Genomic DNA, 23,024 nt, shown 5'->3' with positions numbered 1-23,024 from the left:
GAGACGTCGATGGCCCTGTTGCACGACAGTGCCTGCTCGGGTAGTCGAGCAGGTTCCGTTCAAGCTGCGTCAGACAGCAAAGCAATTCGCGCACCTTCGGGTGCGCCCTTGAAATGCCTAAAACAACAATCACTAACGCATGCTTTCGAGGTCCAGAACCATGTCATTCAACGACAAACTCACCCGACACCTGAACCAGGGCGTGGTCGGTTTCCCCACGGCACTGGCCAGTGCGGTCGGCCTGATCATGGCCAGCCCGGTGATCCTCACCGCCACCACCGGCTTCGGCCTGGGCGGCGGCGCCTTTGCCGTGGCCATGGTGATCGCCATGGTGATGATGCTCGCCCAGTCGACCACCTTCGCCGAAGCCGCGTGCCTGCTACCCACCAACGGTTCGGTGTATGACTACCTGGCCTGTGGCCTGGGACGGTTTTTTGCCATCACCGGGACGATTTCCGCCTACCTGATCGTGCATGTGTTTGCCGGCACGGCGGAAACCATCCTCAGCGGCATCATGGCCCTGGTCAACTTCGAGTCACTCAACACCATGCTCGAGCAAAGCGGCAGCGCCTGGCTGGTCGGGGTCGGGCTGGTGATTTTCTTCGGCTTGCTGAATGCCGTGGGCATCACCGCGTTCAGCCGCGCCGAGGTGATCCTGACCTTCGGCATGTGGACCACCCTGATCATCTTTGGCGTGGTTGGAGTGATCAAGGCACCGGCAGTGGAGCTCAATGGCTGGTTTGGCGAGTCCATGGTCGGCACCGACCTGCCGACGATCCTGTCACTGGTGGGCATGGCGATGTTCATGTTCGTCGGCTGCGAGTTCGTCACGCCCCTGACCCCGGATGTGCGCAAGGCGGCCAAGACCATTCCACGAGCCATGGCCCTGGGCCTGGTGGGTGTGGCCACGTGCATGTTCATCTACGGCGCGGCGATGAAACGCCAGGTGGCCAATATCCCCCTTACCGCAGACGGCAGCGTGCATTTGCTGGATACGCCCATGGCCATCCCGCAGTTCGCCGAGCAGATCATGGGGCCCTTCGGGCGTATCTGGTTGGGTGTCGGCCTGCTGTTCGCCGGCGCTGCGACGATCAATACCCTGATGGCCGGCCTGCCACGGATTCTCTACGGCATGGCCCTGGATGGCGCCTTGCCCAAAGTCTTTACCTACCTGCATCCGCGCTTCAAGACGCCGTTGCTGTGCATTGCCGTGGCGGTCTTGATTCCGTGCCTGCACGCCTGGTGGCTGGGTGGCAGTACCGACAACATCATGCACCTGGTACTGGCGGCGGTTTGCGCCTGGAGTACGGCTTACCTGCTGGTCACGCTGTCGGTGGTGGTGTTGCGCATTCGTCGACCGGACTTGCCACGGGCCTACAAGTCGCCGTGGTTCCCGCTGCCGCAGATCGTCTCTTCGGTGGGCATTCTGCTGGGCATGTGGTTTATCACCCCGCCGGGCATGAATCCGCGTGATATCTATGTGCCATTTGGCAGCATGCTCGGCCTGACGGCGGTCTACGCCCTGGTCTGGACCGTGTTTGTGCAAAAGGTCAATCCATTCCGCCCGGTGCCGGTGGAAGAGGTGCTGGAGAAAGCGTTCAACCTGCAATCAGAGGTGCACAACGCGCCGGGAGCGATGCCTGATGAACAGTTCAAGCTGGCTGCAAAACCTCTCTGATGTCTGGGACCGGCCGCCCTCCGGCTATCGCCCGGGCGTTACCCTGGGGCAACTGCGGCGTGATCTCGCGGGTCTGGAATGTGAGGTCGCAAGCCCGACTCGGGTGCAATTCAGCACGGGCGACCTGGAGTTTGAGGTGCAGGAGCGGGCCCAGGCCCAGTTGCTGATGCACATCGTGGTGTGCGAGTTCGTGCTGCGGGTGCCCAGCCAGCAGACCGAGGCGACGAAAATCGTGCTGCGCCACACCGGGGCGATCCGTCGCCAGGGTGTGGCTGCGCGGCTGAGTGAGGGTTCTGCGCAGGCGATGGCACCACTGCTGGAGCGCTTGCACGCCGATGCGCCCTTGCTCGCTGCGCTGCTGCCCCTGGACTTCAAGCGTCTGGAGCTGCAACGCGACGCGCAGGGCTGGCAGGTACGCCTGGAACACTTCGGTGCCAGTGAAGTGGTCAATCGTCTGCCCGGGTTTCGTCGCTACATCCGTCTGACCCACGAGCAGCGCGCCGCGTTGCTGGCCACCTTCACCCGGTTGTACAGCCTTCTAGGAGAGTTCTGACAACCATAACCGTCTCTGCTGGCATACGCCGTGCTTAAGCCATAACAAACTATCCATGGTGCCAAGGCTCCTTGCCTGGCAAATAGATAACATGTTAATGATATCGCCATAACAACAAAGGCGGTCTCAACCGGCTTCTGGAGGTGCACATGCTTGCTTCGCATAGTTTCGGTTCCTGGGTCGGCGCGCTGCAGGGTGTGTGCGGTCGTTTTGACGCACGCCCGGCGCTGAACTCGGCGTTGTTTATCGGTGAGGTCGGGCTGCTGGATTACGCAGGCCTGGAAGTCGCGCAGATCCGCACCAATGCCGGGCTGATCTCGCGCAAGAGCACCAGTGTCGATCAGGACGACGATCGCCACTGCTTCCTGATCATGCAGCGCAGCGGCCATGCCCAGCTGCGCCAGGGCGGCGAGACGATCGAGCTGGCGCCCGGAGACATGGCGCTGCTGGACTCGGCCGGCGCTTGTGAAATCGTGCCCCACGGCCTGATTGAGCACTCTTCGTTCCACCTGTCCCGGGATGAGGTGTACCGCCACCTTCCGGCCCATCAGCGCAAGTTTGGCAAGCTGTCGCAGAACTGCGCCAGCGGCCGGCTGATGCGCATGCTGGTGGAGCAGATCTGCGCCGGCGAGCTGCAAGGCTGCGCCGCCCAGCAGGAGGGCGAGGCGTTGCAGGAAGCCTTGATTGCCTTGCTCGGCCCCACGCTGCGCCAGGCCAGCAGCCACAGCCTGGACGGTTACGACAGCCTGCACGGGGGCAGCCTGTGCAGCCAGGCACAGCAATTGATCCGGCAGTCGCTGAACGAGCCCAACCTGAGCCCGGTGTCCCTGGCTAATCAGATGAATATTTCCGTGCGCCAGTTGTACCGTCTGTTTGAGGAGCAGGGTGACAGCGTCTGCCGATTCATCCAGCGTTCGCGGCTCAATCGCAGCGCTGCCGACCTCAGCAACCCGCGGCTGCGCAATGAGTCGATCACCGATATCGCCTTCAAGTGGGGCTTTACCGATTCGGCGCATTTCAGCCGTACCTTCAAAAAGCACTTTGACCAGTCACCACGGGATTACCGGGCCCACTCATTGAACGGCTAGGCGCGGTTCCCGGCACCAGGTCGACCTCTGGCCCGTGTCTGCTGTTGCGGAAAACCCCTGGCTTCAGGGGTTTTCCAGGTCATGCCCCAGGGATTGGATAAACAGCGAAAACAGCTCGGGCTGGGAGGAAATATCGAGCTTGGCGTACAGGTGGCGCCGGTGAACCTTGATGGTGTCCGGGGAAATTTTAAGGCGCTCGGCCATGGCCTTTGAGGAAAACCCGCGCAGGATCAGGCGCGCAATCTCCAGCTCCCGGTCCGACAACACTCCACAACCGAAATGACTGAGCGCATCGCGGATCTGGCTGGCCATTTCCTCGGCGGGCGCGGGCAGGGCGCGCACTGCGCTTTGCTGCCAGTGCTGCTGCATCAGCGGCAGGACCCAGGCCGCAAACGTGGTCAATTGGCCGACTTCTTCGGTGCTGAACAGCCGTTGCATGCCCAGGGACAACGACAGGGTGCCGCCCTCGGGGATCTGCAGGATCAACTGCAGCTCGTCTTCGAGCACGTTGTCGTGGAAGTAGTTGAGGAAGTATTCGCTCTGGCGAAAGTGATCGGGGGCGACTTCCTCCAGGCGGTACAGGCCGCTGGGATAACCCTCGCGACAGGCCTGGAAAAACGGGTCCAGCAGGTACAAGCCATTGAGGTAGCTGAGCATCGATGCCGGCTTGCTCGTAGGCTCGGCGTCGTATTCCTCCAGGGCCTGGGGCAGGCCATCGCGGGGGTAGAAAATCGCCAGGGCGTTATCGAACGGCGAGGCCTGGTGCAGCAGCAGGATCAGCTGCTTCCAGAAGCGAGGCGTGCCGATCTGCGTCAGGGTACGGCCCAGCGCGGCATGCATGCCGACTTCGCGGAACAGAGTGCTCAAATACGTGGCTCCACTTCAGGGGGGGGCGGTGATGGGCGTTGGTGCAGGGTTTCGGGCATTTGCGCCACGGCGTCAAGGGGGAGTACTCCAATAGGGGAATTGGTCGGGCCACCCGGGCGCTCTAGAGTAGCGTCCATCAAGTGCGGCCCAGAACGCACCCAGCCGATTTATTTTCGTTTCTGCCTCAGACCAAAAATAACCACGAGGATAACGATATGAGCTCTCCCGCTGCGCCCGATGGCGCACTGAAACCGACCCTGAGTGTGTTCGATGTGGTGGCCATTACCGTGTCCGGTGTGACCCCCGCCAGTTCTGTGTTCGTGATTGCGCCCTTTGCCATCCACCAGGCCGGCAGCGGGGTGTTCCTGGCTTTCGTGATGGCCGGGTTACTGGCCCTGATGTTCGCCTTTTGCTACGCCGAACTGGGCCGCGCCCACAACAGCGCCGGCGGTGAATACGTCTATGCCAAGCGGGTGTTCGGCGGCATGGCCGGTTACGCGACCTTTCTCACGGTGCTGGTGATGTTGCTGTTTATCCCGCCGGTGCTGGCAACCGGTGCCGCCACCTACCTGAACAATGCCCTGGGCACCCAGTACGATTCCCAGACCGTCGCCCTGGTCATTGTGGTCTGCAGTTATTTGTTGGGCATCCTCAATATCAAGCTCAATGCCTGGATCACCGGGACCTGTCTGTTGCTGGAGATTGCCGCGTTGCTGGTGATCGTGTGCCTGGGCTTCGGTAACGCCACACAACCATTGAGCATCCTGGTGCATCCGCAAATCGTCGAAAACGGCGTCTTGCACATGGCGCCCTGGGCCCTGGTGATCGGTGCAGTGGGCATTGGCCTGTTTTCCTACAATGGTTACGGTCCGGCAGTGCTGCTGGCCGAAGACATGAAATGCCAGGGCCGTGGCGTGCACAAGGCGGTGCTGTGGTCCCTGGTGCTGGTGGTGATCATTGAGCTGGTGCCGCTCACCGCGCTGTTGATCGGTGCGCCGTCTCTCACTGCAATGCTCGCCAGCCCCGACCCGATTGGCTATCTGCTGACCAGCCATGGCAATGAAACCCTGTCGCGGGTGGTCAGTGCCGGAATCTTCCTTTCCGTGTTCAACGCCATTGTCGCCATCGTGATCCAGATTGGCCGGGTGGTATTCAGCAGTGGTCGCGATGCGCTCTGGACCCCGAGCATCAATCGCCTGTTCACCCGCATTCATCCGCGCTGGGACTCGCCGTGGATGGCCACGCTGTTCCTGGCGGTGCCCTCGGCGATTCTCAGTTTCAGCTCGAACCTGGCGGACCTGACGTCATTCAGCGTGCTGCTGATCATGCTGGTGTACCTGATCGTGGCGCTGTGCGCCTTGCTCAGCCGGGTGCTGCTGCGCGATCGCGAGCATCCGTACCGCATGCCGCTGTGGCCGCTGCCGGCGTTGCTGGCAGTACTGGGCGCCGGCTACTTGCTGGTCAGTCTGTTCCTTGAAGCGTCGCTCAGGGACATCATGGTGATCATCGGCCTGCTGGCACTGTCGGTGATTCTGTATGGCACCAACGGTCGGTTCAGTCCGGCCTTTCAAAAACTGTAAGGAGTGGTTATGCGCGCACGTCAATTGGGGATCAGCCTGGGCCTGGGCACACCTGGCCCGTTCAATGCGATCACCGATGTACCGGGGGTGCGGGTCGGTCACAGCACGCTCAAGACCGAGGTCGACGGCAAGCAGGTGCGCAGTGGCGTGACCCTGATCCAGCCGCGGGCCGGTCACGCTCGCCAACAACCCTGTTTCGCCGGCTGCCACGTACTCAATGGCAACGGCGACGCCACTGGGCTTGAGTGGATCCGCGAGGCCGGACTGCTGGCGACGCCGCTGGCGATCACCAATACCCACAGCGTCGGCGTGGTCCGCGATGCCCTGATTGCCGCCGAGCGCGACAGCCTGGCGGACCCGGCGGTGTACTGGTGCATGCCGGTGGTGATGGAAACCTACGACGGCCTGCTCAACGATATCTGGGGCCAGCACATAGGCCCGCAACACCTGCGCGAGGCCATGGCCCTGGCTGAGTCGGGGCCGGTCGCAGAGGGCGCGGTGGGCGGTGGCACCGGGATGATCTGCCATGAGTTCAAGGGCGGTATCGGCACCGCTTCACGGCGGCTGCCGGCGGAGCAGGGTGGCTTTACCGTGGGTGCACTGGTGCAGGCCAATCATGGCAAGCGCCAGGAGTTGCGGGTCGACGGTTATCCGGTGGGGCGCCACTTGATGGGCATCGCTTCACCTTTCGACGAGGGCGGCACCCCGGGCATGGGGTCGATCGTGGTGATCCTGGCCACCGATGCACCCTTGCTGCCCCATCAGTGCCAACGCCTGGCGCAGCGTGCGTCGATCGGCATCGCGCGCACCGGGGGCGGCACCGAAGATTCCAGCGGCGATATCTTCCTGGCCTTCGCCACCGGCAACCAGGACCTGCCTGCCGCCGACTACGGGCGCAAGGACCTGCCCCTGAGTACGCCGCTGGCCATGCTCAACAACGATCACATCTCACCCTTGTTCAGCGCAGCGGCGGAAGCGGTGGAAGAGGCGATCATCAATGCCTTGCTGGCGGGTGAGCCGATGACCACCCGCAGTGGCACCCTGGTGCCGGCGCTGCACGCGCAAACCCTGCTGGAGGCATTGCAATGCAGCGGCTGGAAAGCAACTTAATGCAACTCTAAAGTTGCCGATGGATGCTCTATTTAGTGTCGATTATTTAATTATTAAATTGTCGATTGTCGGACAATTAGTTGTCGGGCTGGCTTTTAAAAATAATCTTTTACCGGCCCGATCATTGTTTGCGGGAGTTTGTCTGGACAACAAAGTTTGACGCCAAAAAAGTACTAGACGTCTTGTTTAAAATTGTGTCAGTTTTCTTGCGCCTGCATTGGGCGAGTGATAGGACGATCTCGCCAGGGATTGTTGCTATCGAAAAAAACTGCTCCATTGATTACAAGGAAGTGTTCATGTCGAAAGTACAAGACAACGCTATTACTGCTGCTGAACAAGCGCTGCTGCCATTGGCTGCTGCAAGTTCGGCGTATAACCAGATCAATAGCTTCAGCCATCAGTATGACCGTGGCGGTAACTTGACGGTCAATGGCAAACCCTCCTACACGGTCGATCAGGCCGCGACCCAGTTGCTGCGCGATGGCGCTGCCTACCAGGACCTCAACGGCAGCGGCAAGATCGAGCTGACCTACACCTTCCTGACGTCGGCGTCCTCGAGCACGCTGTACAAGCACGGGATCTCCGGGTTCAGCCAGTTCAGCGCCCAGCAAAAGGCCCAGGCCGCGCTGGCCATGCAGTCCTGGTCGGATGTGGCGAATGTCACCTTCACTGAAAAAGCCTCCGGCGGCGATGGTCACATGACCTTCGGCAACTACAGCGGTGGCCAGGATGGTGCGGCGGCCTTCGCCTACCTGCCGGGGACCGGCGCCGGCTATGACGGCACCTCCTGGTACCTGACCAACAGCAGTTACACCCAGAACAAGAACCCGGAGCTGAACAACTACGGCCGTCAGACCCTGACTCACGAAATCGGCCACACCCTGGGCCTGGCGCACCCCGGCGACTACAACGCGGGCAACGGCAACCCGTCCTACAGCGACGCGACCTATGGCCAGGACACCCGTGGCTACAGCGTCATGAGCTACTGGAGTGAAAGCAATACCAACCAGAACTTCAGCAAGGGCGGGGTCGAAGCCTATTCGTCCGGCCCGCTGATGGATGATATTGCCGCGATCCAGAAGCTCTACGGCGCCAACACCAGCACCCGTGCGGGCGATACCACCTATGGCTTCAACTCCAACACCGGGCGTGACTTTCTCAGCGCCACTTCGGCGTCGGACAAGCTGGTGTTCTCGGTCTGGGACGGGGGCGGCAACGACACCCTGGACTTCTCCGGTTTCACCCAGAACCAGAAGATCAACCTCAATGAAGCCTCGTTCTCCGACGTTGGCGGCCTGGTGGGCAACGTCTCCATCGCCAAGGGTGTCAGTGTCGAAAACGCCATCGGCGGTTCGGGCAATGACCTGCTGATCGGTAACAACGGGGCCAACGAGCTGCGTGGCGGTGCCGGCAACGACATCCTCTACGGCGCCGGTGGCGCGGACAAACTCTGGGGTGGGGCCGGTTCCGACACCTTCGTGTTTGCCGCCAGTTCCGATTCCAGGCCGGGTGCCGCCGACCAGATCATGGATTTTGTCAGCGGCCTGGACAAAATTGACCTGACGGGCATCACCAAAGGCGCTGGCCTGCACTTCGTCAATGCTTTCACCGGTGCTGCCGGCGACGCCGTGCTCAGCACCTCGGGGGGCATCAGCACCCTGTCGGTGGACTTCTCCGGGCACGGCGTGGCGGACTTCCTGGTCAGCACCGTGGGCCAGGCGGCATTCAGCGATATCGTTGCGTAATTGAGCAGCAAGGAGGGAGGCGCGAAAGCGTCGCCCTCTGTTGTTGCAATGGCCGGGCGCCTGAGCGAGGCTAGCCCGCGAATGGAGCCCCCGATGACCCGCAAAGCCTTGACCTGCAAGCCCCGCGCGTGGCTGTTCACGACGCTGATGATGTTTTTTGGAGATGTAACCATGGCAAGCAGCCTGAGATTGGCCGACCCCTCTGAACTGGCCGGAAAGTGGCAATTGCAACAGCCGGCGCAACCGGCGCAGCAATGTGCCCTTGAACTGTTGCCCAACGGCACCCTGGGGGCGGGCGCCGACTGCCTGACCCAGTGGCTGGGTGCGGCCGCCATCGGCTGGTTTCCCGAGCCCGACGGTATCGCCGTCACCGGCGCCGAAGGATCGAAGATCATCTTCCTGAGTCGACAGAAAGAGGGGCTTTATCAAAGCACCTTGAGTTCCGGACTGGTGATCGTACTGCAGCGCGCAGGGCACTAGCCTTAGTTCAAAAGAGCCCGCGTCAATGGCGCAAGTCATACAAGGCTGTCAGTCATTGACCCTTGACTGCTAAATAAGGACAACACTGACTCGTCTACAAGTAGAGCCTGTTGTTGTATGCCCGCTTTATATATAAACAGCGCCCGTATTGCGTCGGGCGATGCATGTCTTCCTGCGCCGCAAGGTTCAGGTTATTAGTTCAGGGAAGACCAACCAAGATGGCGAAGACCACTCAAGCCGCACCCTTATTCAAGGCGCTCGGTGATTACAAGGGTATTTTGATCAGCGTCGGGTGTTTCACGGCGTTGATCAATGTACTGATGCTGGTGCCATCGATTTACATGCTCCAGGTTTATGACCGGGTTCTCACCTCGCAGAACCAGACCACCTTGCTGATGCTGACCCTGATGGTGGTCGGCTTCTTTGCGTTTATCGGCCTGCTTGAAGTGCTGCGCAGCTTTATCGTGATTCGCATCGGCAGCCAATTGGAGCGGCGCTTCAACCTGCAGGTCTATCAGGCGGCGTTCGAACGCAACCTGGCGCGTGGTGAAGGCCATGCCGGCCAGTCACTGGGCGATTTGACCCAGATTCGCCAGTTCGTCACCGGTCCGGCGCTGTTCGCCTTCTTCGATGCCCCCTGGTTTCCCATCTACCTGCTGGTGATTTTCCTGTTCAACACCTGGCTGGGTGTACTGGCTTCAGCCGGGGCCGTGCTGCTGATCGGTCTGGCCTGCCTCAATGAAGCCATGACCCGGCAACCCCTGGGCCAGGCCAGCGGCTATTCCCAACGCTCCACGCAACTGGCCAGCAGCCATTTGCACAATGCCGAAACCATCCAGGCCATGGGCATGCTCGGGGCACTGCGCAAACGCTGGTTCGAGGTGCACTCGCGGTTTCTCGGGTTGCAGAACCAGGCCAGCGATACCGGCGCGGTCATCAGTTCCCTGAGCAAGACCTTGCGTCTGTGCCTGCAATCGTTGGTGCTGGGGCTGGGGGCCTTGCTGGTGATCAAGGGGGATATGAGTGCGGGGATGATGATTGCCGGCTCGATCCTGATGGGGCGCGTATTGAGCCCCATCGATCAACTGATTGCGGTGTGGAAACAGTGGAGCACCGCCAAGCTGGCCTATCAGCGCCTGGACGCGCTGCTGCAGGAGTTCGGCAGCCGCCAGAGCGCCATGGCGCTGCCGGCGCCCAAGGGCCAGGTCAGCTTAGAGCAGGTCAGCGCCGGGCCACCGGGCCGACGCCTGGCGACCCTGCAACAGGTCAGCTTCAGCCTGGGGGCCGGCGAGGTGCTGGGGGTGCTCGGCGCCTCGGGCTCCGGCAAGTCGACCCTGGCCCGGGTGCTGGTCGGGGTGTGGCCGACGCTGGCGGGCACGGTGCGCCTGGATGGCGCCGATATCCATCGCTGGGACCGGGAGCAACTGGGCCCCTATATCGGCTACTTGCCCCAGGACATCGAGCTGTTTAGCGGCAGCATCGCCGACAACATCGCGCGCTTTCGCGAGGCCGACCCGCAGCAAGTGGTGGCAGCGGCGCAGCAGGCCGGGGTGCACGAGATGATCCTGCGCCTGCCCCAGGGCTACGACACGCTGCTGGGGGATGAGGGCAGCGGCTTGTCCGGTGGCCAGAAGCAACGGGTGGCCCTGGCCCGGGCGCTGTATGGCAAGCCGAGCCTGGTGGTGCTCGACGAGCCCAACTCCAACCTCGACACCGTGGGCGAAAGCGCCCTGGCCGCTGCCATCGCCCAGATGAAGGCCCAGGGCACCAGCGTGGTGCTGGTGACCCATCGTTCCTCGGCCCTGGCCCAGGCTGACAAGTTGCTGGTGCTCAACGAAGGGCGCTTGCAGGCCTTTGGCCCGAGCCAGGAAGTGCTCAAGGCCCTGGCCGGTGCACAGGAAGCGGCCCGCACGCCCAATCCCGCACCGGCCGCGACCCCGGCCGGCTTGAGCATGAGCCGGCAATACCAGGCGCCGAACCGGAGTAACGGCCCATGAGCCAGGACCAGCAGATGATCAATGACAGCACTTACACAGCACCGCGCCCGGAGCGCGACGCGCGGTTTTTTGCACGGCTGGGCTGGGCCCTGGCGCTGTTCGGCGCCGGCAGCTTTTTTGCCTGGGCGGCCCTGGCACCGCTGGACCAGGGGATCCCGGTGCAGGGCACGGTGGTGGTGTCGGGCAAACGCAAGGCGGTGCAATCGATGAGCGGCGGGGTGGTCAGCCGGATCCTGGTGCGCGAGGGGGAGGCGGTGCGCCAGGGCCAGCCGTTGTTTCGCCTGGATCAGACCCAGATCGGCGCCGATGTGCAGTCGCTCCAGGCTCAGTACCGCATGGCCTGGGCCAGCGTGGCGCGCTGGCAGAGCGAGCGCGACAACCTCAAGCAGGTCGACTTCCCGCCGCAGTTGAGCAGCGATGACGACCCGCGCCTGGGCCTGGTGCTGGAAGGCCAGCGGCAATTGTTCAGCAGCCGGCGCGAGGCATTCTCCCGCGAGCAGGCGGCCATCGGCGCCAATATCGAAGGCGCCAGTGCGCAACTGGCCGGCATGCGCCGCGCGCGCAACGACCTGAACAACCAGGCCGACTCCCTGCGTCAGCAATTGGGCAACCTGCAACCCCTGGCCGACAACGGCTATATCCCGCGCAATCGCTTGCTGGAGTACCAGCGCCAACTGTCGCAAGTGCAGCAGGAACTGGCACAGAACAGCGGCGAAAGCGGACGCGTGGAGCAGGGTATCCGCGAGTCGCGGCTCAAGTTGCAGCAGCACGCCGAGGAGTACCAGAAGGAGGTGCGCAGCCAGTTGGCCGATGCCCAGCTCAAGAGCCTGACCCTGGAGCAGCAACTGGCCTCGGCCGGGTTTGACCTGCAGCACAGCGAAATTGTCGCCCCATCCGCTGGCATCGCCGTCAACCTCGGGGTGCACACCGAAGGCGCGGTGGTGCGTGCCGGAGAAACCCTGCTGGAGATCGTGCCCCAGGGCACGCGGCTGGAGGTGGAAGGGCGCTTGCCGGTGAACCTGGTGGACAAGGTCGGCAGCCATTTGCCGGTGGATATCCTGTTCACCGCCTTCAACCAGAGCCGCACGCCCCGGGTGCCGGGGGAGGTCAGCCTGATTTCCGCCGACCAGATGCTCGATGAGAAAACCGGCGTGCCCTACTACGTGCTGCGCAGCAGCGTCAGCGAACAGGCGCTGGAAGCGCTCAATGGCCTGGTGATCAAACCCGGCATGCCGGCCGAGATGTTCGTGCGCACCGGCGAGCGTTCGCTGCTCAATTACCTGTTCAAGCCACTGCTCGACCGGGCAGGTTCCGCGTTGACCGAAGAATAAGGATGTTGCGTCGCATGAGTAAGCTTTCCATCTTCGCTGCCGTCCTGCTGCTGGCCTGTGGCAATGCCTGGGCCATGGGACCGTTTCAGATTTACGAGCAGGCGCTGCGCAACGACCCGGTGTTCCTCGGCGCCATGAAGGAACGCGACGCCGGTCTGGAAAACCGCGCCATTGGCCGCGCCGGCTTGCTGCCCAAACTGGGCTACAGCTACAACAAGGGCCGCAACACCTCCAAGGTGACCTACCTCGACACCGTGCGCGGCACCCAGCATGAGGACCGCAACTACAGCAGCTATGGCTCGTCCTTCACCCTGCAGCAGCCGCTGATCGACTACGAAGCCTACGCGGCCTACCGCAAGGGCGTGGCCCAGGCGCTGTTTGCCGATGAGAACTTTCGCGGCAAGAGCCAGGAGCTGCTGGTTCGGGTGTTGACCTATTACACCAAGGCCCTGTTCGCCCAGGACCAGATCGACATTGCCCAGGCCAAGAAGCGCGCGTTCGAGCAGCAGTTCCAGCAGAACCAGCACATGTTCCAGCAGGGCGAAGGCACCCGCACCGACATCCTTGAGGCCGAGTCACGCTATGAGCTGGCCACCGCCGAAGAAATCGAGGCCCGGGATGAACAGGATGCCTCGCTACGGGAACTGGGGGCGCTGATCGGGGTGCCGGCGGTGGATATCGGCGACTTGCAGCCGCTGGACCAGGGTTTCCAGGTGTTCACCCTGACCCCGGCCAATTTCGCCACCTGGCATGAGCTGGCCCTGAGCAACAACCCGAACCTGGCCTCCGGTCGCCAGCGCCTGGAAGTTGCGCGTTACGAGGTGGAACGCAACCGCGCCGGGCATATGCCCAAGCTCAACGCCTATGCCTCGGTGCGCCAGAACGAGTCGGAAAGCGGCAATACCTACAACCAGCGCTATGACACCAACACCATCGGCATCGAGGTCAGCGTGCCGCTGTACGCCGGCGGCGGGGTGTCGGCGGCGACCCGCCAGGCCAGCCGCTCCATGGAGCAGGCCGAGTACGAACTGGACTCACAGACCCGCGAAACCCTGATCGAGCTGCGGCGCCAGTTCAGTGCCTGCCTGTCGGGCGCCAACAAACTGCGGGCCTATCAGAAAGCCCTGAGCTCGGCCGAGGCCTTGGTGGTCTCCACCCGGCAAAGCATCCTCGGCGGCGAACGGGTCAACCTTGATGCGCTGAACGCCGAGCAACAGCTCTACAGCACCCGGCGCGACCTGGCCCAGGCGCGCTACGACTACCTGATGGCCTGGACCAAGCTGCATTACTACGCCGGCACCCTGCGCGAAGCGGACCTGGCGCGGGTCGACGAGGCCTTTGTGCCGCGCAGCTCGCACTGACGGGCTCCGGGCAGACATGATCAGCACACGAGAGGAAACCCCCATGGGCATTTTTGCTTACAAGCAGTTCTCCGAGCAGGAGGCCAAGGCGCAGTACAGCGCCGCCATGACCCTGGCGCTCTATGCCTACGCCCCTGACGGCCAACCCCAGCCCGGCGGTTGGCTGACGATTGGCGCCGAGGCTCTGGGTTACCAGGGCCGGGTCGGTCCCCAGGGCACGTTTTTCGGGGAGCAGGCCGGCTTCACCAGCGCCGAGGCCGAGGTCCTTGGCCAATACGATGCCAATGGCCAACTGACCTCGATCGGCATTGCCTTTCGCGGCACCGGTGGCCTGGGTTTCAGCGACACCCTGGGTGATATCAAGAACAACCTGCTGGCGGCGATCGGTCCGGTGGATTACGCCCAGAACTACACCCAGAACGCCTTCAACCAACTGCTGCAGGACGTGGCGACTTTCGCCCAGGCCCAGGGCCTTGGGGCCAAGGATGTGCTGGTCAGCGGCCACAGCCTGGGCGGGTTGGCGGTCAACAGCCTGGCGGCCCTGAGTGGCGAGCACTGGGGCGGGTTTTATCAGCAGGCCAACTACGTGGCCTTTGCCTCGCCGACCCAGAGCCCGGCCACGCCCCAGGTGCTGAACATCGGTTTTGAAAACGACCCGGTATTCCGGGTGCTCGACGGCACCCGCTTCAGCGTGACCTCCCTGGGCAGCCACGATCAGCCACAGCCCTCGGCCACCAACAATATCGTCAACTTCAACGACCATTACGCCAGCACTCTGGAGAACCTGCTGCCGCAAAGCATTCTCAACCCGCAGTCGTGGCAGGCCCACGGGTCGGCCGGGTATGCCGATGCGCTGAATCGGGTGATCGACTCAAGCTTCTACGGGCTGACGAGCAAGGATTCGACCCTGGTCATTTCCAACCTGTCGTCGTCCAGCCGTGGCAACACCTGGGTCGAAGACCTCAATCGCAATGCCGAGGCGCATACGGGCAGCACCTTTATCATTGGCAGTGACGGCAACGACCTGCTCAAGGGCGGGCGTGGCAATGACTTCCTGGAAGGCCGCGATGGCGATGACCGTTTTCGCGATGACGGCGGCTATAACGTGATACTCGGCGGCAAGGGACACAACGTGTTCGAACTGCGCCAGCCCCTCGATCACTTCACCCTGGCCAACGATGGCGACGGCACCTTGTATGTGCGCGATGCCTACGGCGGCATCAGCCTGACCCGGGACATCGGTGCCCTGGTCAGCAAGGAGCCGGGCTTTGCCTGGGGCCTGTTCAGCAAAGAGGTGAGTCACGAGGTCACCGCTGCCGGGCTGTTGGCCGGTGACCAGTTGACGCCCTACAACCATTCGCTCAACGGCGATGCCTACGGCAATTCACTGGTGGCCAGCGGCGAGGGCGACTGGTTGTTCGGCCTTGGCGGCGATGACCTGCTGCGCAGCGAGCACAGCCAGGTGACCTTCGTCGGCGGTGCCGGCAACGATGAGCTGTACGCCAGCGGCGGCGGCAACACCTTCCTGTTCAACGGCGCCTTTGGCTTCGACACCCTGCACGGCTACCAGGGCAGCGACAGGCTGGTGTTCCTCGGCGTCGAAGGTGCCGGGCAGGGCTACGACTACAGCCAGCACCTGACGCAGAGCGGCCAGGACACGGTGCTGAGTGTGGGCGACTACTCCGTGACCCTGGTCGGTATCGCCCCGGACAGCCTGGTCGGCGCGGGGCTGGTCTTCGCCTGAGCAGGCAGTGCAAGCGTGCGCCGTCGGCTTGCTGGCGGCGCCGGTTTCAGCCCGGTTTTCCCAAAAGAGAGGCACCATCATGGCGGTCTATGACTACAAAAACCTCGGCAGCGAAGGCAGCAAGGCGCTGTTCGCCGATGCCCTGGCAATCACCCTGTATTCCTACCACAACCTCGATAACGGCTTTGCCGTGGGCTATCAGCACAACGGCTTCGGCCTCGGCCTGCCGGCGACCCTGGTCAGCGCACTGATCGGCAGCAGCGATTCCCAGGGGGTGATTCCCGGCGTGCCGTGGAACCCCGACTCGGAAAAGGCCGCCCTCGACGCCTTGCACCAGGCCGGCTGGACACCGATCAGCGCCGCCCAACTGGGGTATGGCGGCAAGGTCGATGTGCGTGGCACTTTTTTTGGTGAAAAGGCCGGCTACACCACGGCCCAGGCCGAAGTCCTCGGCCAGTACGACGCCAATGGCCAGTTGACCTCGATCGGCATTGCCTTTCGCGGCACCAGCGGCCCGCGCGAATCGGTGATCAGCGACTCCATCGGCGATGTGCTCAACGACCTGCTGGCGGCCCTGGGGCCCCAGGACTACGCCAAGAACTACAGCGGCGAGGCGTTCGGCGGCCTGCTGGGCGATGTCGCGGCCTTTGCCCGGGCCAATGGCCTGAGCGGCTCGGATATCGTGGTCAGCGGCCATAGCCTGGGCGGGTTGGCAGTCAATAGCCTGGCGGACCTAAGCGAAGGGCGCTGGGACGGGTTTTTCAAGGATGCCCAGTACCTGGCCTACGCTTCGCCGACCCAGAGCGCCGGCGACAAAGTGCTGAACATCGGCTTTGAAAACGACCCGGTGTTTCGCGCCCTGGACGGTTCCACCTTCAACCTGTCATCCCTCGGGGTGCACGATGCGCCTCATGAGTCGGCGACCAATAACATCGTCAGCTTCAACGACTTCTACGCCTCCAGCGCCTGGAACCTGCTGCCGTTCTCGATTCTCAATGTGCCCACCTGGCTGTCCCACCTGCCCAGTGGCTACGACTCCGGCATGACCCGGGTGCTGAACTCGGCGTTCTATGACTTCACCCACCAGGACTCGACCATCATCGTCGCCAACCTGTCTGACCCGGCACGGGCCGGCACCTGGGTCCAGGACCTCAACCGCAATGCCGAGGCGCACCGGGGCAGCACTTTTATCATCGGCAGCGACGGTAACGACCTGATCCAGGGCGGCAAGGGCAATGACTACCTGGAGGGCGGCGCGGGCAACGATACGTTCCGTGATGGCGGCGGCTACAACATCCTGCTCGGTGGCCAGGGGCACAACACCCTGGAGTTGCAGCAGTCGGTGCACAACCTGGAATTTGCCAACGATGGCGCCGGCAGCCTGTACATCCGCGATGCCCAGGGCGGTATCAGCATCACCCGGGATATCGGCACCTTGACCAGCAAGGAGTCAGGCGCGTTGTGGGGGTTGTTCAAGGATGAGGTCAGTCACCAGGTCACGGACAAAGGCCTGCTGGCGGGCTCGGTGCTGACCGCCTACGCCAAGTCCCACAGTGGCGACGCCGGCGCCAACCAGGTGCGGGCCGACAGCGTGGGTGACTGGCTGTTCGGCCTGGGGGGCAACGATCATCTGCTGGGCGAACTCGGCCATCACGTGTTTGTCGGCGGCGCCGGTGATGACCTGCTGCAGGCGGGGGGCGGCCACAACACCTTTGTCTTCAGTGGCGACTTCGGCCATGACCGGCTGCTGGGGTACCAGCCCAGTGACAGCCTGGTGTTCATGGGGGTGGCCGGGGTGGCGCCGAACGACAGCTACCGTGCCCACGCCACGGCGGTGGGCAATGACACGCTGCTGAGCTTTGGCCAGGCTTCGGTGACCCTGGTGGGCGTGGGCCTGGAGCAGTTGAACGGCGCGGGCATCGTCCTCGCCTGAGGCATCGAGACGGGCGGCGCGTGCCTCGCATGCGCCGCCACCCCCCATCACTGGTAGCCGATCACGATGCCCTTGAGCTTGCGCCCATCGATGGTCTGGATGTCCCGGTCCCACAATGGGCCGCTGACATAGGCTGATACCGGCTGGATCTTGTCATACACCACGACCACTGCATCGCCGCCGATCTTCGCGGCTTCTTCCCGTAGTTTCTGCTCGATTTCACTGACCGGTGGTGCCGGATCGACGCTGCTGTCCAGGACCACTTCACCGAGGCGAATGTGAGGGCGGGTCGGCTCGCTGCGCAGCACCTGGACCGACGCCGGTGAGGTGGGCCCGGCGTGGGTCACGCCGACGTATTCAGTGGTTCGCGCATTGATGTTGGCGCAGGCGCTCAGGCCGCCCAATACCAGGGTCAACGCCAGGGTCTTGAGGGGCAGGGTCCGGCAATAGTTCAACAGCGGGTTAGGGCTTTGCACAATGGCTACTCCTTGTAGGGGGCAATGCAGGCATCGCGGCAGTCATCGGTAACCGGGCGTGACCCGCACCCCAAATAATGACTCCAATACCTTGCACCTGGGGCTACCGCCCGAGGGCGCTCATGGTGAGCGCTGGGAAAGCATAGCCAACATGACGCAGACCGCGAGGGCGGGCCCGGCGCCTTTATCCAGGGGCGCGGGCAGGGACTAAAGCGTCAGGCAGCCCATGCGTTATTCAGGCACGGGCAATGGCCACAAGCCGTCGCACCGGCCCAATGGACAGCAGGAGACAAGTCAGGTGAGTAACAACAAGAGGTGTGCAATCGGTCTGGTGCTGAGCCTGCTGGCAGGCACGACGCTGGCGGACGAGCTGCCGCACAACTCGATTTTGCAGCGTTATGGCGTGACCCCGGAGCAATTGCCGGCCGGGGCCAAATTGAAGGTCGAACCCAAGCAACAGCCCGCCCCCAGCCGCTTTCACATCGCCCCGGAGCAACCCTGGGCCCAGGTCCGCCTGGGGGACGGCCAACAGCCGGAAACCACGGGCAATATCAGCATCGACAATGCCGCCAGGCAGGAATATGACCGCTGCCAGAAGGTTCGCGGCGAGTTGTACAAGCGCAATGCCCAGCAGAGTATTTCCTGCGATGGCAGTGTCCCGGGGCTCGGCCTCTACCGCTGATTGTCCTTGATCGGAAGCGGTTATTGTTCCTGGCGGACGGTGGCTACATCGTCCGCCTTGATGCGAATTTTCTTGCCGGAAATATCGACGAACTCATAGAAGCCATCGGCCGTGCGGGTCTTTGGCACATCCTTGGTCAGGTACTGGGTGCCGTTCTGCAAGGTCACCACGGTGGGCGAGGCGCAACCCGCCAAGGCCAGGAGTGCGGTGGCAGCCAGGGCCAGGCCCAGGGTTTCAAACTTCATAGACAAACCTCTCGTTCATGCACGTTGAAGCGGCACAGTGTGCCGTATTTTGATGACTCTATAGTCATTCTCCATCGCGATAACCCTCGGAAAAAAGTGTTCGTCCAGGGCCGGCAAGCCGGGGCGCCATTTATCCAATAGTGTTTGCCAGGCACGGCGCACAGCTGTTATCTGTATGCATAACCAGTGTCTTTTTCCGCGGTGCCTGCCTTCTGTGACTTCCAACCCCCTCGAAAACCCGTTCTATTACCTGCACAACTTTCAGCAAGTGCTGGCCTGGATCGAGCAGCGGTATGCCGACCTGCTGTGCCCTGAAGAGCAGCGCTTCATCGCTGATTTCGCCGGGTTGCCGCAACCTGCCCAGGCATTGCTGGTACGCCTGGTGATGCGCAAGGGCCGGCATTTTCGTGCCGCCAAGCTGAGTTATGCCGAGATCGGCGATATCACCCTGGCGGCCACGCCCCTGGTGCGCCTGGGCTGGGTCGACCCGGGGGCCGAGGTGTCCCTGGACGAGCTGTTCGGTCTGTTGCAAAAGGCCGAAATCCTGCAGTGTTTCGCCGCCCTCATCGATCAGCCCAAAGCCAGGAAAACCGATTGGCTGGCGGCATTGACCGAGCATGGGGCCCCGCCCCGAGCCTTCGCCGATTGGTGCCCGCAGCTCGATGATCAGTTGCTGAGCCTGACAGTCATGGATCTGTGCGATCGCCTGCGCCTGATGTTTTTCGGCAACCTGTACCAGGACTGGTCGGAGTTCGTGCTGGCCGACCTTGGCATCTACACCTACGAAAAAGTCGAGTTCAGCGCCGATTCCCGCGGCTTGCGCAGCCGCAGGGACGTGGATGGCTTTATCTATTTGCAACAGTGCCAGGAAGCCTTCGAAGCCGGGCACGAGCTGGCTGATGTGCTGGCCCGGATCCAGGCCTTGCCCATCGACAACCCCTGGCTGGAAAAACGCCGCGCCAAGCTGCTGTTTCAGCTGGGCCAGCACTGCGAACGTGTGGCGGACTGGGCGCTGGCCCTGGCGATCTATAGCGGCTGTGCCTACCCCGGGGCACGGATGCGGCTGATCCGCGTGCTGGAACGCAGCGGCGACTATCCCCAGGCCCTGGCGCTGGCCGAGGTAGCGGCCCAGGCACCGCAAAGCGCAGCCGAACAGCAGCTGTTGCTGCGGGTGTTGCCGCGCCTGCGGCGCAAGCTGGGCGGGCCGGTCCAGCGCCGGGTGCCGGGTCGCGAGCCACAACGCCTGGAGCTGAACCTGGCCCGCAGCGATGCGCTGCTGTCGGTGGAGTACCACGTCCAGGCCCACCTGCATGCCGAGCAGGCCCCGGTGCACTACGTCGAGAACAGCCTGATCAATTCGCTGTTCGGCCTGCTGTGCTGGCCGGCGATCTTCGCACCGTTGCCCGGGGCGTTCTTTCACCCGTTCCAGCGCGGGCCGGTGGACCTGTTGAGTGAAGATTTCCATCCCCGTCGCGCCGAGTTGTTCCAGGCCTGCCTGGCCGAGCTGGATGACGGGCGTTACGTCCGCACCATCCGCCAGCGCTTCGTGGCCAAGTGGGGCGTGCAATCACCCTTCGTGTTCTGGGGGGCGCTGACCGAAGAGCTGCTCGACCAGGCCCTGGACTGCCTGCCAGCGATCCACCTCAAGCACTGGTTCGAGCGCCTGTTGCTGGATATCCGCGCCAATCGTGCCGGCATGCCGGATCTGATCCAGTTTTGGCCCGAGCAAAAGACCTACCGCATGATCGAGGTCAAGGGCCCGGGCGATCGCCTGCAGGACAACCAGTTGCGCTGGCTGGAGTTCTGCCACCAGCACCAGATGCCGGTGGCGGTCTGCTATGTGCAATGGCAGGAGCAGCCGGCTTGAGCTACCGCATCGCGGTGCGGACGCTGTGCGAGTTCACGGCCAAGATTGGTGACCTCGACTTGCGTTTCACCCCATCGCCCACTGCGCTCGAAGGCATCGCCGGCCATCGCACGGTGGCCGCCCGACGCAGCCCCGGCTACCAGAACGAAGTGGCCCTGCAAGGCCAATATGGGCCGCTGACGGTCAAGGGCCGGGCCGATGGCTACGACCCCACGCAAAACCTGCTGGAGGAGGTCAAGACCTACCGTGGCGACCTCAGCCGCATGCCGGCCAACCATCGGCAACTGCACTGGGCCCAGGCCAAGGTCTATGGCTGGCTGATGTGCCAGGCCCTGGAACTGAGTGAGATCCGCCTGGCGCTGGTGTATTTCGACATTGTCAGCGAGCAGGAAACCGCCTTGGTCGAGCCCTTTGAGGCGGCGACGCTGGAGCAGTTTTTCAAGCAGCAATGCGCAGTCTTTGTGCAGTGGGCCGAGCAGGAACTGGCGCACCGCAGCGCGCGGGACCTGGCAACCCAGGCCCTGGCGTTTCCCCATGGAGAGTTTCGCAGCGGCCAGCGCTCCCTGGCGGAGTCGGTGTACAAGGCGGTGAGCACCGGGCGCTGCCTGATGGCCCAGGCACCGACCGGGATCGGCAAGACCATTGGCACCATCTTCCCCATGCTCAAGGCCATGGCCCCGCAGCACCTGGACAAGCTGTTGTTCCTGACGGCCAAGACCCCGGGCCGCAAACTGGCGCTGGATGCGTCCCAGGTGCTGTTCGACAGTTGCCCCGAACTGCCGTTGCGGGTACTGGAGCTGGTGGCCCGGGACAAAGCCTGCGAGCACCCGGACAAGGCCTGCCACGGCGAGTCCTGCCCCCTGGCCCGCGGCTTCTACGATCGCTTGCCGGCGGCGCGGCAGACGGCCAGCCAGGTGCGCCTGCTGGACCAGCAGCGTCTGCGGCAGATTGCCCTGGCGCATGAGGTCTGCCCCTATTACCTGAGCCAGGAAATGGCCCGCTGGAGCGACCTGGTGGTCGCGGACTACAACTACTACTTCGATTTCAGCGCCTTGCTGTTCGGCCTGGCCCAGGCCAATCAGTGGACCGTGGCGGTGTTGGTGGACGAGGCGCACAACCTGGTGGAGCGCGGGCGATCGATGTACAGCGCCAGCCTCGACCAGTACCAGATGAACACTGTGCGGGCGGCGGCGCCCGAGGCGCTGAAAAAGCCCTTGCAACGCTTGAACCGGGAGTGGAATGCCCTGCACAAGGAGCAACTGGCGCCATACCAGGCCTATGCCCAGGCGCCGGCAGCCTTGCTCAAGGCCCTGTCGCTGTGCGTTTCGGCGATTGGCGATTACCTCAACGATCACCCCCAGGGGCTGGATGCCAGCCTGCAGGGTTTCTACTTCGAGATGCTGCAGTTCACCCGGGTTGCCGAGCTGTTCGATGAGCACTTTCTGTTCGATATCAGCAAGCGTGAACTCAATGCCAAGCGCAGCCTGTCCCAGCTGTGCCTGCGTAATGTGGTGCCGGCGGGTTTCATTCGCCCGAGGCTGACGGCGGCGCGCAGTTGCGTGCTGTTTTCCGCGACCCTCAACCCGCGGCATTACTACAGCGACCTGCTGGGCCTGCCGGACACCACGGTCTGGGTCGATGTCGAGTCGCCGTTCGACGCGGCGCAACTGGAGGTGCATATCGTCAAGCGCATCTCCACCCGTTTTGTGCATCGCCAGGCGTCCCTGGCGCCGATTGTCGAGCTGATGGCTCGCCAGTTCCGTCAGCGTCCCGGCAATTACCTGGCGTTCTTCAGCAGTTTTGATTACCTGCAGCAGGTGGCGCAGCTACTGGCCCGAGAGCATCCGGACATTGCCCTGTGGTTGCAATCGCGGGGCATGGACGAAGGGCAGCGCCAGGGCTTTCTCGATCAGTTCAGCAGCGAAGGCCAGGGCATCGGGTTTGCGGTGCTGGGCGGGGCGTTTGGCGAGGGTATCGATTTGCCGGGATCGCGGCTGATCGGTGCCTTTATCGCCACCCTGGGCCTGGCCCAGTTGAACCCGGTGAACGAGCAGTTGAAGCAGCGCATGGCGGCGATCTTTGGCGCCGGTTATGACTACACCTACCTCTACCCGGGGCTGCAGAAAGTGGTGCAGGCGGCGGGCCGGGTGATTCGCAGCCAGCAGGATCGCGGGGTGGTGATGTTGATCGATGATCGTTTTGGCGAGGCACGGGTCCAGCAACTGCTGCCGAGCTGGTGGGCCTTGCAGCCCGATCTGCCGCTGCCGGGTTGAGTTCATTCGAGTTG

The 23,024-nt window shown here is 63.1% G+C and carries 18 protein-coding genes; 15 read left to right on the top strand and 3 right to left on the bottom strand.

Going from position 1 to position 23,024, the window contains the following annotated elements; translation table 11 throughout:
* Nucleotides 1-160 precede the first annotated feature (160 nt).
* From AC19YX_RS00635 to feaR, 3 genes are all read left to right on the top strand, one after another.
* Nucleotides 161-1,678, top strand: a complete 1,518-nt coding sequence (locus AC19YX_RS00635) for an APC family permease (RefSeq protein ID WP_078473435.1) — start codon at nucleotides 161-163, stop codon at nucleotides 1,676-1,678.
* Nucleotides 1,644-2,231 carry a DUF3156 family protein gene (locus tag AC19YX_RS00630; protein WP_078473434.1) on the top strand — a complete coding sequence of 196 codons (588 nt, stop codon included), beginning with the start codon at nucleotides 1,644-1,646 and terminating at the stop codon, nucleotides 2,229-2,231. The genes AC19YX_RS00635 and AC19YX_RS00630 overlap by 35 nt, the downstream gene beginning before the upstream one ends.
* Before the next feature lie 149 nt (nucleotides 2,232-2,380).
* Entirely contained in the window at nucleotides 2,381-3,319 is a 939-nt protein-coding gene (gene feaR / locus AC19YX_RS00625; RefSeq protein WP_078473433.1) for a transcriptional regulator FeaR, read from the top strand.
* A gap of 63 nt (nucleotides 3,320-3,382) precedes the next feature.
* On the opposite strand, the gene AC19YX_RS00620 is transcribed toward feaR, so the two are convergent.
* Nucleotides 3,383-4,186 carry a helix-turn-helix transcriptional regulator gene (locus AC19YX_RS00620; protein ID WP_500605403.1) on the bottom strand — a complete coding sequence of 268 codons (804 nt, stop codon included), beginning with the start codon at nucleotides 4,184-4,186 and terminating at the stop codon, nucleotides 3,383-3,385.
* 215 nt (nucleotides 4,187-4,401) lie between these two features.
* Here AC19YX_RS00620 and AC19YX_RS00615 point away from each other — a divergent pair, with 215 nt between their 5' ends.
* The 9 genes from AC19YX_RS00615 (at nucleotide 4,402) to AC19YX_RS00575 (ending at nucleotide 17,467) form a co-directional block, all read left to right on the top strand.
* On the top strand, nucleotides 4,402-5,766 hold the full coding sequence (locus AC19YX_RS00615; protein WP_078473431.1) for an APC family permease: 1,365 nt from the start codon (nucleotides 4,402-4,404) through the stop codon (nucleotides 5,764-5,766).
* A 9-nt stretch (nucleotides 5,767-5,775) separates the two neighbouring features.
* On the top strand, nucleotides 5,776-6,876 hold the full coding sequence (locus AC19YX_RS00610; RefSeq protein ID WP_078473430.1) for a DmpA family aminopeptidase: 1,101 nt from the start codon (nucleotides 5,776-5,778) through the stop codon (nucleotides 6,874-6,876).
* Nucleotides 6,877-7,172: 296 nt separating this feature from the next.
* The gene (locus AC19YX_RS00605) at nucleotides 7,173-8,621 is read left to right on the top strand and encodes a serralysin family metalloprotease (RefSeq protein ID WP_078473429.1); all 1,449 of its coding nucleotides are present in this window, start codon (nucleotides 7,173-7,175) and stop codon (nucleotides 8,619-8,621) included.
* 93 nt (nucleotides 8,622-8,714) lie between these two features.
* The gene (locus tag AC19YX_RS00600) at nucleotides 8,715-9,101 is read left to right on the top strand and encodes an AprI/Inh family metalloprotease inhibitor (protein WP_421546833.1); all 387 of its coding nucleotides are present in this window, start codon (nucleotides 8,715-8,717) and stop codon (nucleotides 9,099-9,101) included.
* 218 nt (nucleotides 9,102-9,319) lie between these two features.
* Nucleotides 9,320-11,098 carry a type I secretion system permease/ATPase gene (locus AC19YX_RS00595; RefSeq protein WP_500605402.1) on the top strand — a complete coding sequence of 593 codons (1,779 nt, stop codon included), beginning with the start codon at nucleotides 9,320-9,322 and terminating at the stop codon, nucleotides 11,096-11,098.
* Nucleotides 11,095-12,429: an HlyD family type I secretion periplasmic adaptor subunit gene (locus tag AC19YX_RS00590; protein ID WP_500605401.1), complete on the top strand. Its 1,335-nt coding sequence runs from the start codon at nucleotides 11,095-11,097 to the stop codon at nucleotides 12,427-12,429. Before AC19YX_RS00595 ends, AC19YX_RS00590 begins: the two co-directional genes overlap by 4 nt.
* 2 nt (nucleotides 12,430-12,431) lie before the next feature.
* Complete coding sequence (locus AC19YX_RS00585) at nucleotides 12,432-13,790, top strand: TolC family outer membrane protein (protein WP_500605400.1); 1,359 nt, start codon at nucleotides 12,432-12,434, stop codon at nucleotides 13,788-13,790.
* A 43-nt stretch (nucleotides 13,791-13,833) separates the two neighbouring features.
* A complete protein-coding gene (locus tag AC19YX_RS00580) occupies nucleotides 13,834-15,534 on the top strand; it encodes a polyurethane esterase (protein WP_500605399.1) in 1,701 nt (566 codons plus the stop codon).
* A gap of 79 nt (nucleotides 15,535-15,613) precedes the next feature.
* Nucleotides 15,614-17,467, top strand: coding sequence for a polyurethane esterase (locus AC19YX_RS00575; protein WP_500605398.1), 1,854 nt, complete (start codon nucleotides 15,614-15,616; stop codon nucleotides 17,465-17,467).
* 47 nt (nucleotides 17,468-17,514) lie between these two features.
* Here the strand turns inward: AC19YX_RS00575 and AC19YX_RS00570 are convergent, their stop codons facing one another.
* Nucleotides 17,515-17,943 carry a hypothetical protein gene (locus AC19YX_RS00570; protein WP_421546829.1) on the bottom strand — a complete coding sequence of 143 codons (429 nt, stop codon included), beginning with the start codon at nucleotides 17,941-17,943 and terminating at the stop codon, nucleotides 17,515-17,517.
* A 298-nt stretch (nucleotides 17,944-18,241) separates the two neighbouring features.
* Here AC19YX_RS00570 and AC19YX_RS00565 point away from each other — a divergent pair, with 298 nt between their 5' ends.
* A complete protein-coding gene (locus AC19YX_RS00565) occupies nucleotides 18,242-18,625 on the top strand; it encodes a hypothetical protein (protein ID WP_020297941.1) in 384 nt (127 codons plus the stop codon).
* A 20-nt stretch (nucleotides 18,626-18,645) separates the two neighbouring features.
* Here the strand turns inward: AC19YX_RS00565 and AC19YX_RS00560 are convergent, their stop codons facing one another.
* Nucleotides 18,646-18,870 carry a YgdI/YgdR family lipoprotein gene (locus AC19YX_RS00560; protein WP_020297940.1) on the bottom strand — a complete coding sequence of 75 codons (225 nt, stop codon included), beginning with the start codon at nucleotides 18,868-18,870 and terminating at the stop codon, nucleotides 18,646-18,648.
* A gap of 214 nt (nucleotides 18,871-19,084) precedes the next feature.
* Between AC19YX_RS00560 and AC19YX_RS00555 the strand changes: the two genes are divergently transcribed.
* The gene (locus tag AC19YX_RS00555) at nucleotides 19,085-20,737 is read left to right on the top strand and encodes a VRR-NUC domain-containing protein (protein WP_500605397.1); all 1,653 of its coding nucleotides are present in this window, start codon (nucleotides 19,085-19,087) and stop codon (nucleotides 20,735-20,737) included.
* On the top strand, nucleotides 20,734-23,010 hold the full coding sequence (locus AC19YX_RS00550) for an ATP-dependent DNA helicase (RefSeq protein WP_500605396.1): 2,277 nt from the start codon (nucleotides 20,734-20,736) through the stop codon (nucleotides 23,008-23,010). Before AC19YX_RS00555 ends, AC19YX_RS00550 begins: the two co-directional genes overlap by 4 nt.
* The last annotated feature ends 14 nt before the right edge of the window (nucleotides 23,011-23,024 follow it).

The sequence above is a fragment of the Pseudomonas sp. MF09150 genome (genome assembly GCF_059862355.1).
The sequence above is the reverse complement of the archived record's forward strand: the minus strand, read 5'-3'. Positions and strand labels throughout refer to the sequence as shown.

Bases quoted from the DNA above. Each gene is read 5' to 3' on its own strand.
- AC19YX_RS00615 (WP_078473431.1), top strand. From the start codon at position 4,402: ATGAGCTCTCCCGCTGCGCCCGATGGCGCACTGAAACCGACCCTGAGT.
- AC19YX_RS00590 (WP_500605401.1), top strand. From the start codon at position 11,095: ATGAGCCAGGACCAGCAGATGATCAATGACAGCACTTACACAGCACCG.
- AC19YX_RS00585 (WP_500605400.1), top strand. From the start codon at position 12,432: ATGTTGCGTCGCATGAGTAAGCTTTCCATCTTCGCTGCCGTCCTGCTG.
- AC19YX_RS00600 (WP_421546833.1), top strand. From the start codon at position 8,715: ATGACCCGCAAAGCCTTGACCTGCAAGCCCCGCGCGTGGCTGTTCACG.
- feaR (WP_078473433.1), top strand. From the start codon at position 2,381: ATGCTTGCTTCGCATAGTTTCGGTTCCTGGGTCGGCGCGCTGCAGGGT.
- AC19YX_RS00630 (WP_078473434.1), top strand. From the start codon at position 1,644: ATGAACAGTTCAAGCTGGCTGCAAAACCTCTCTGATGTCTGGGACCGG.
- AC19YX_RS00605 (WP_078473429.1), top strand. From the start codon at position 7,173: ATGTCGAAAGTACAAGACAACGCTATTACTGCTGCTGAACAAGCGCTG.
- AC19YX_RS00580 (WP_500605399.1), top strand. From the start codon at position 13,834: ATGGGCATTTTTGCTTACAAGCAGTTCTCCGAGCAGGAGGCCAAGGCG.
- AC19YX_RS00595 (WP_500605402.1), top strand. From the start codon at position 9,320: ATGGCGAAGACCACTCAAGCCGCACCCTTATTCAAGGCGCTCGGTGAT.
- AC19YX_RS00610 (WP_078473430.1), top strand. From the start codon at position 5,776: ATGCGCGCACGTCAATTGGGGATCAGCCTGGGCCTGGGCACACCTGGC.
- AC19YX_RS00575 (WP_500605398.1), top strand. From the start codon at position 15,614: ATGGCGGTCTATGACTACAAAAACCTCGGCAGCGAAGGCAGCAAGGCG.
- AC19YX_RS00635 (WP_078473435.1), top strand. From the start codon at position 161: ATGTCATTCAACGACAAACTCACCCGACACCTGAACCAGGGCGTGGTC.
- AC19YX_RS00560 (WP_020297940.1), bottom strand. From the start codon at position 18,870: ATGAAGTTTGAAACCCTGGGCCTGGCCCTGGCTGCCACCGCACTCCTG.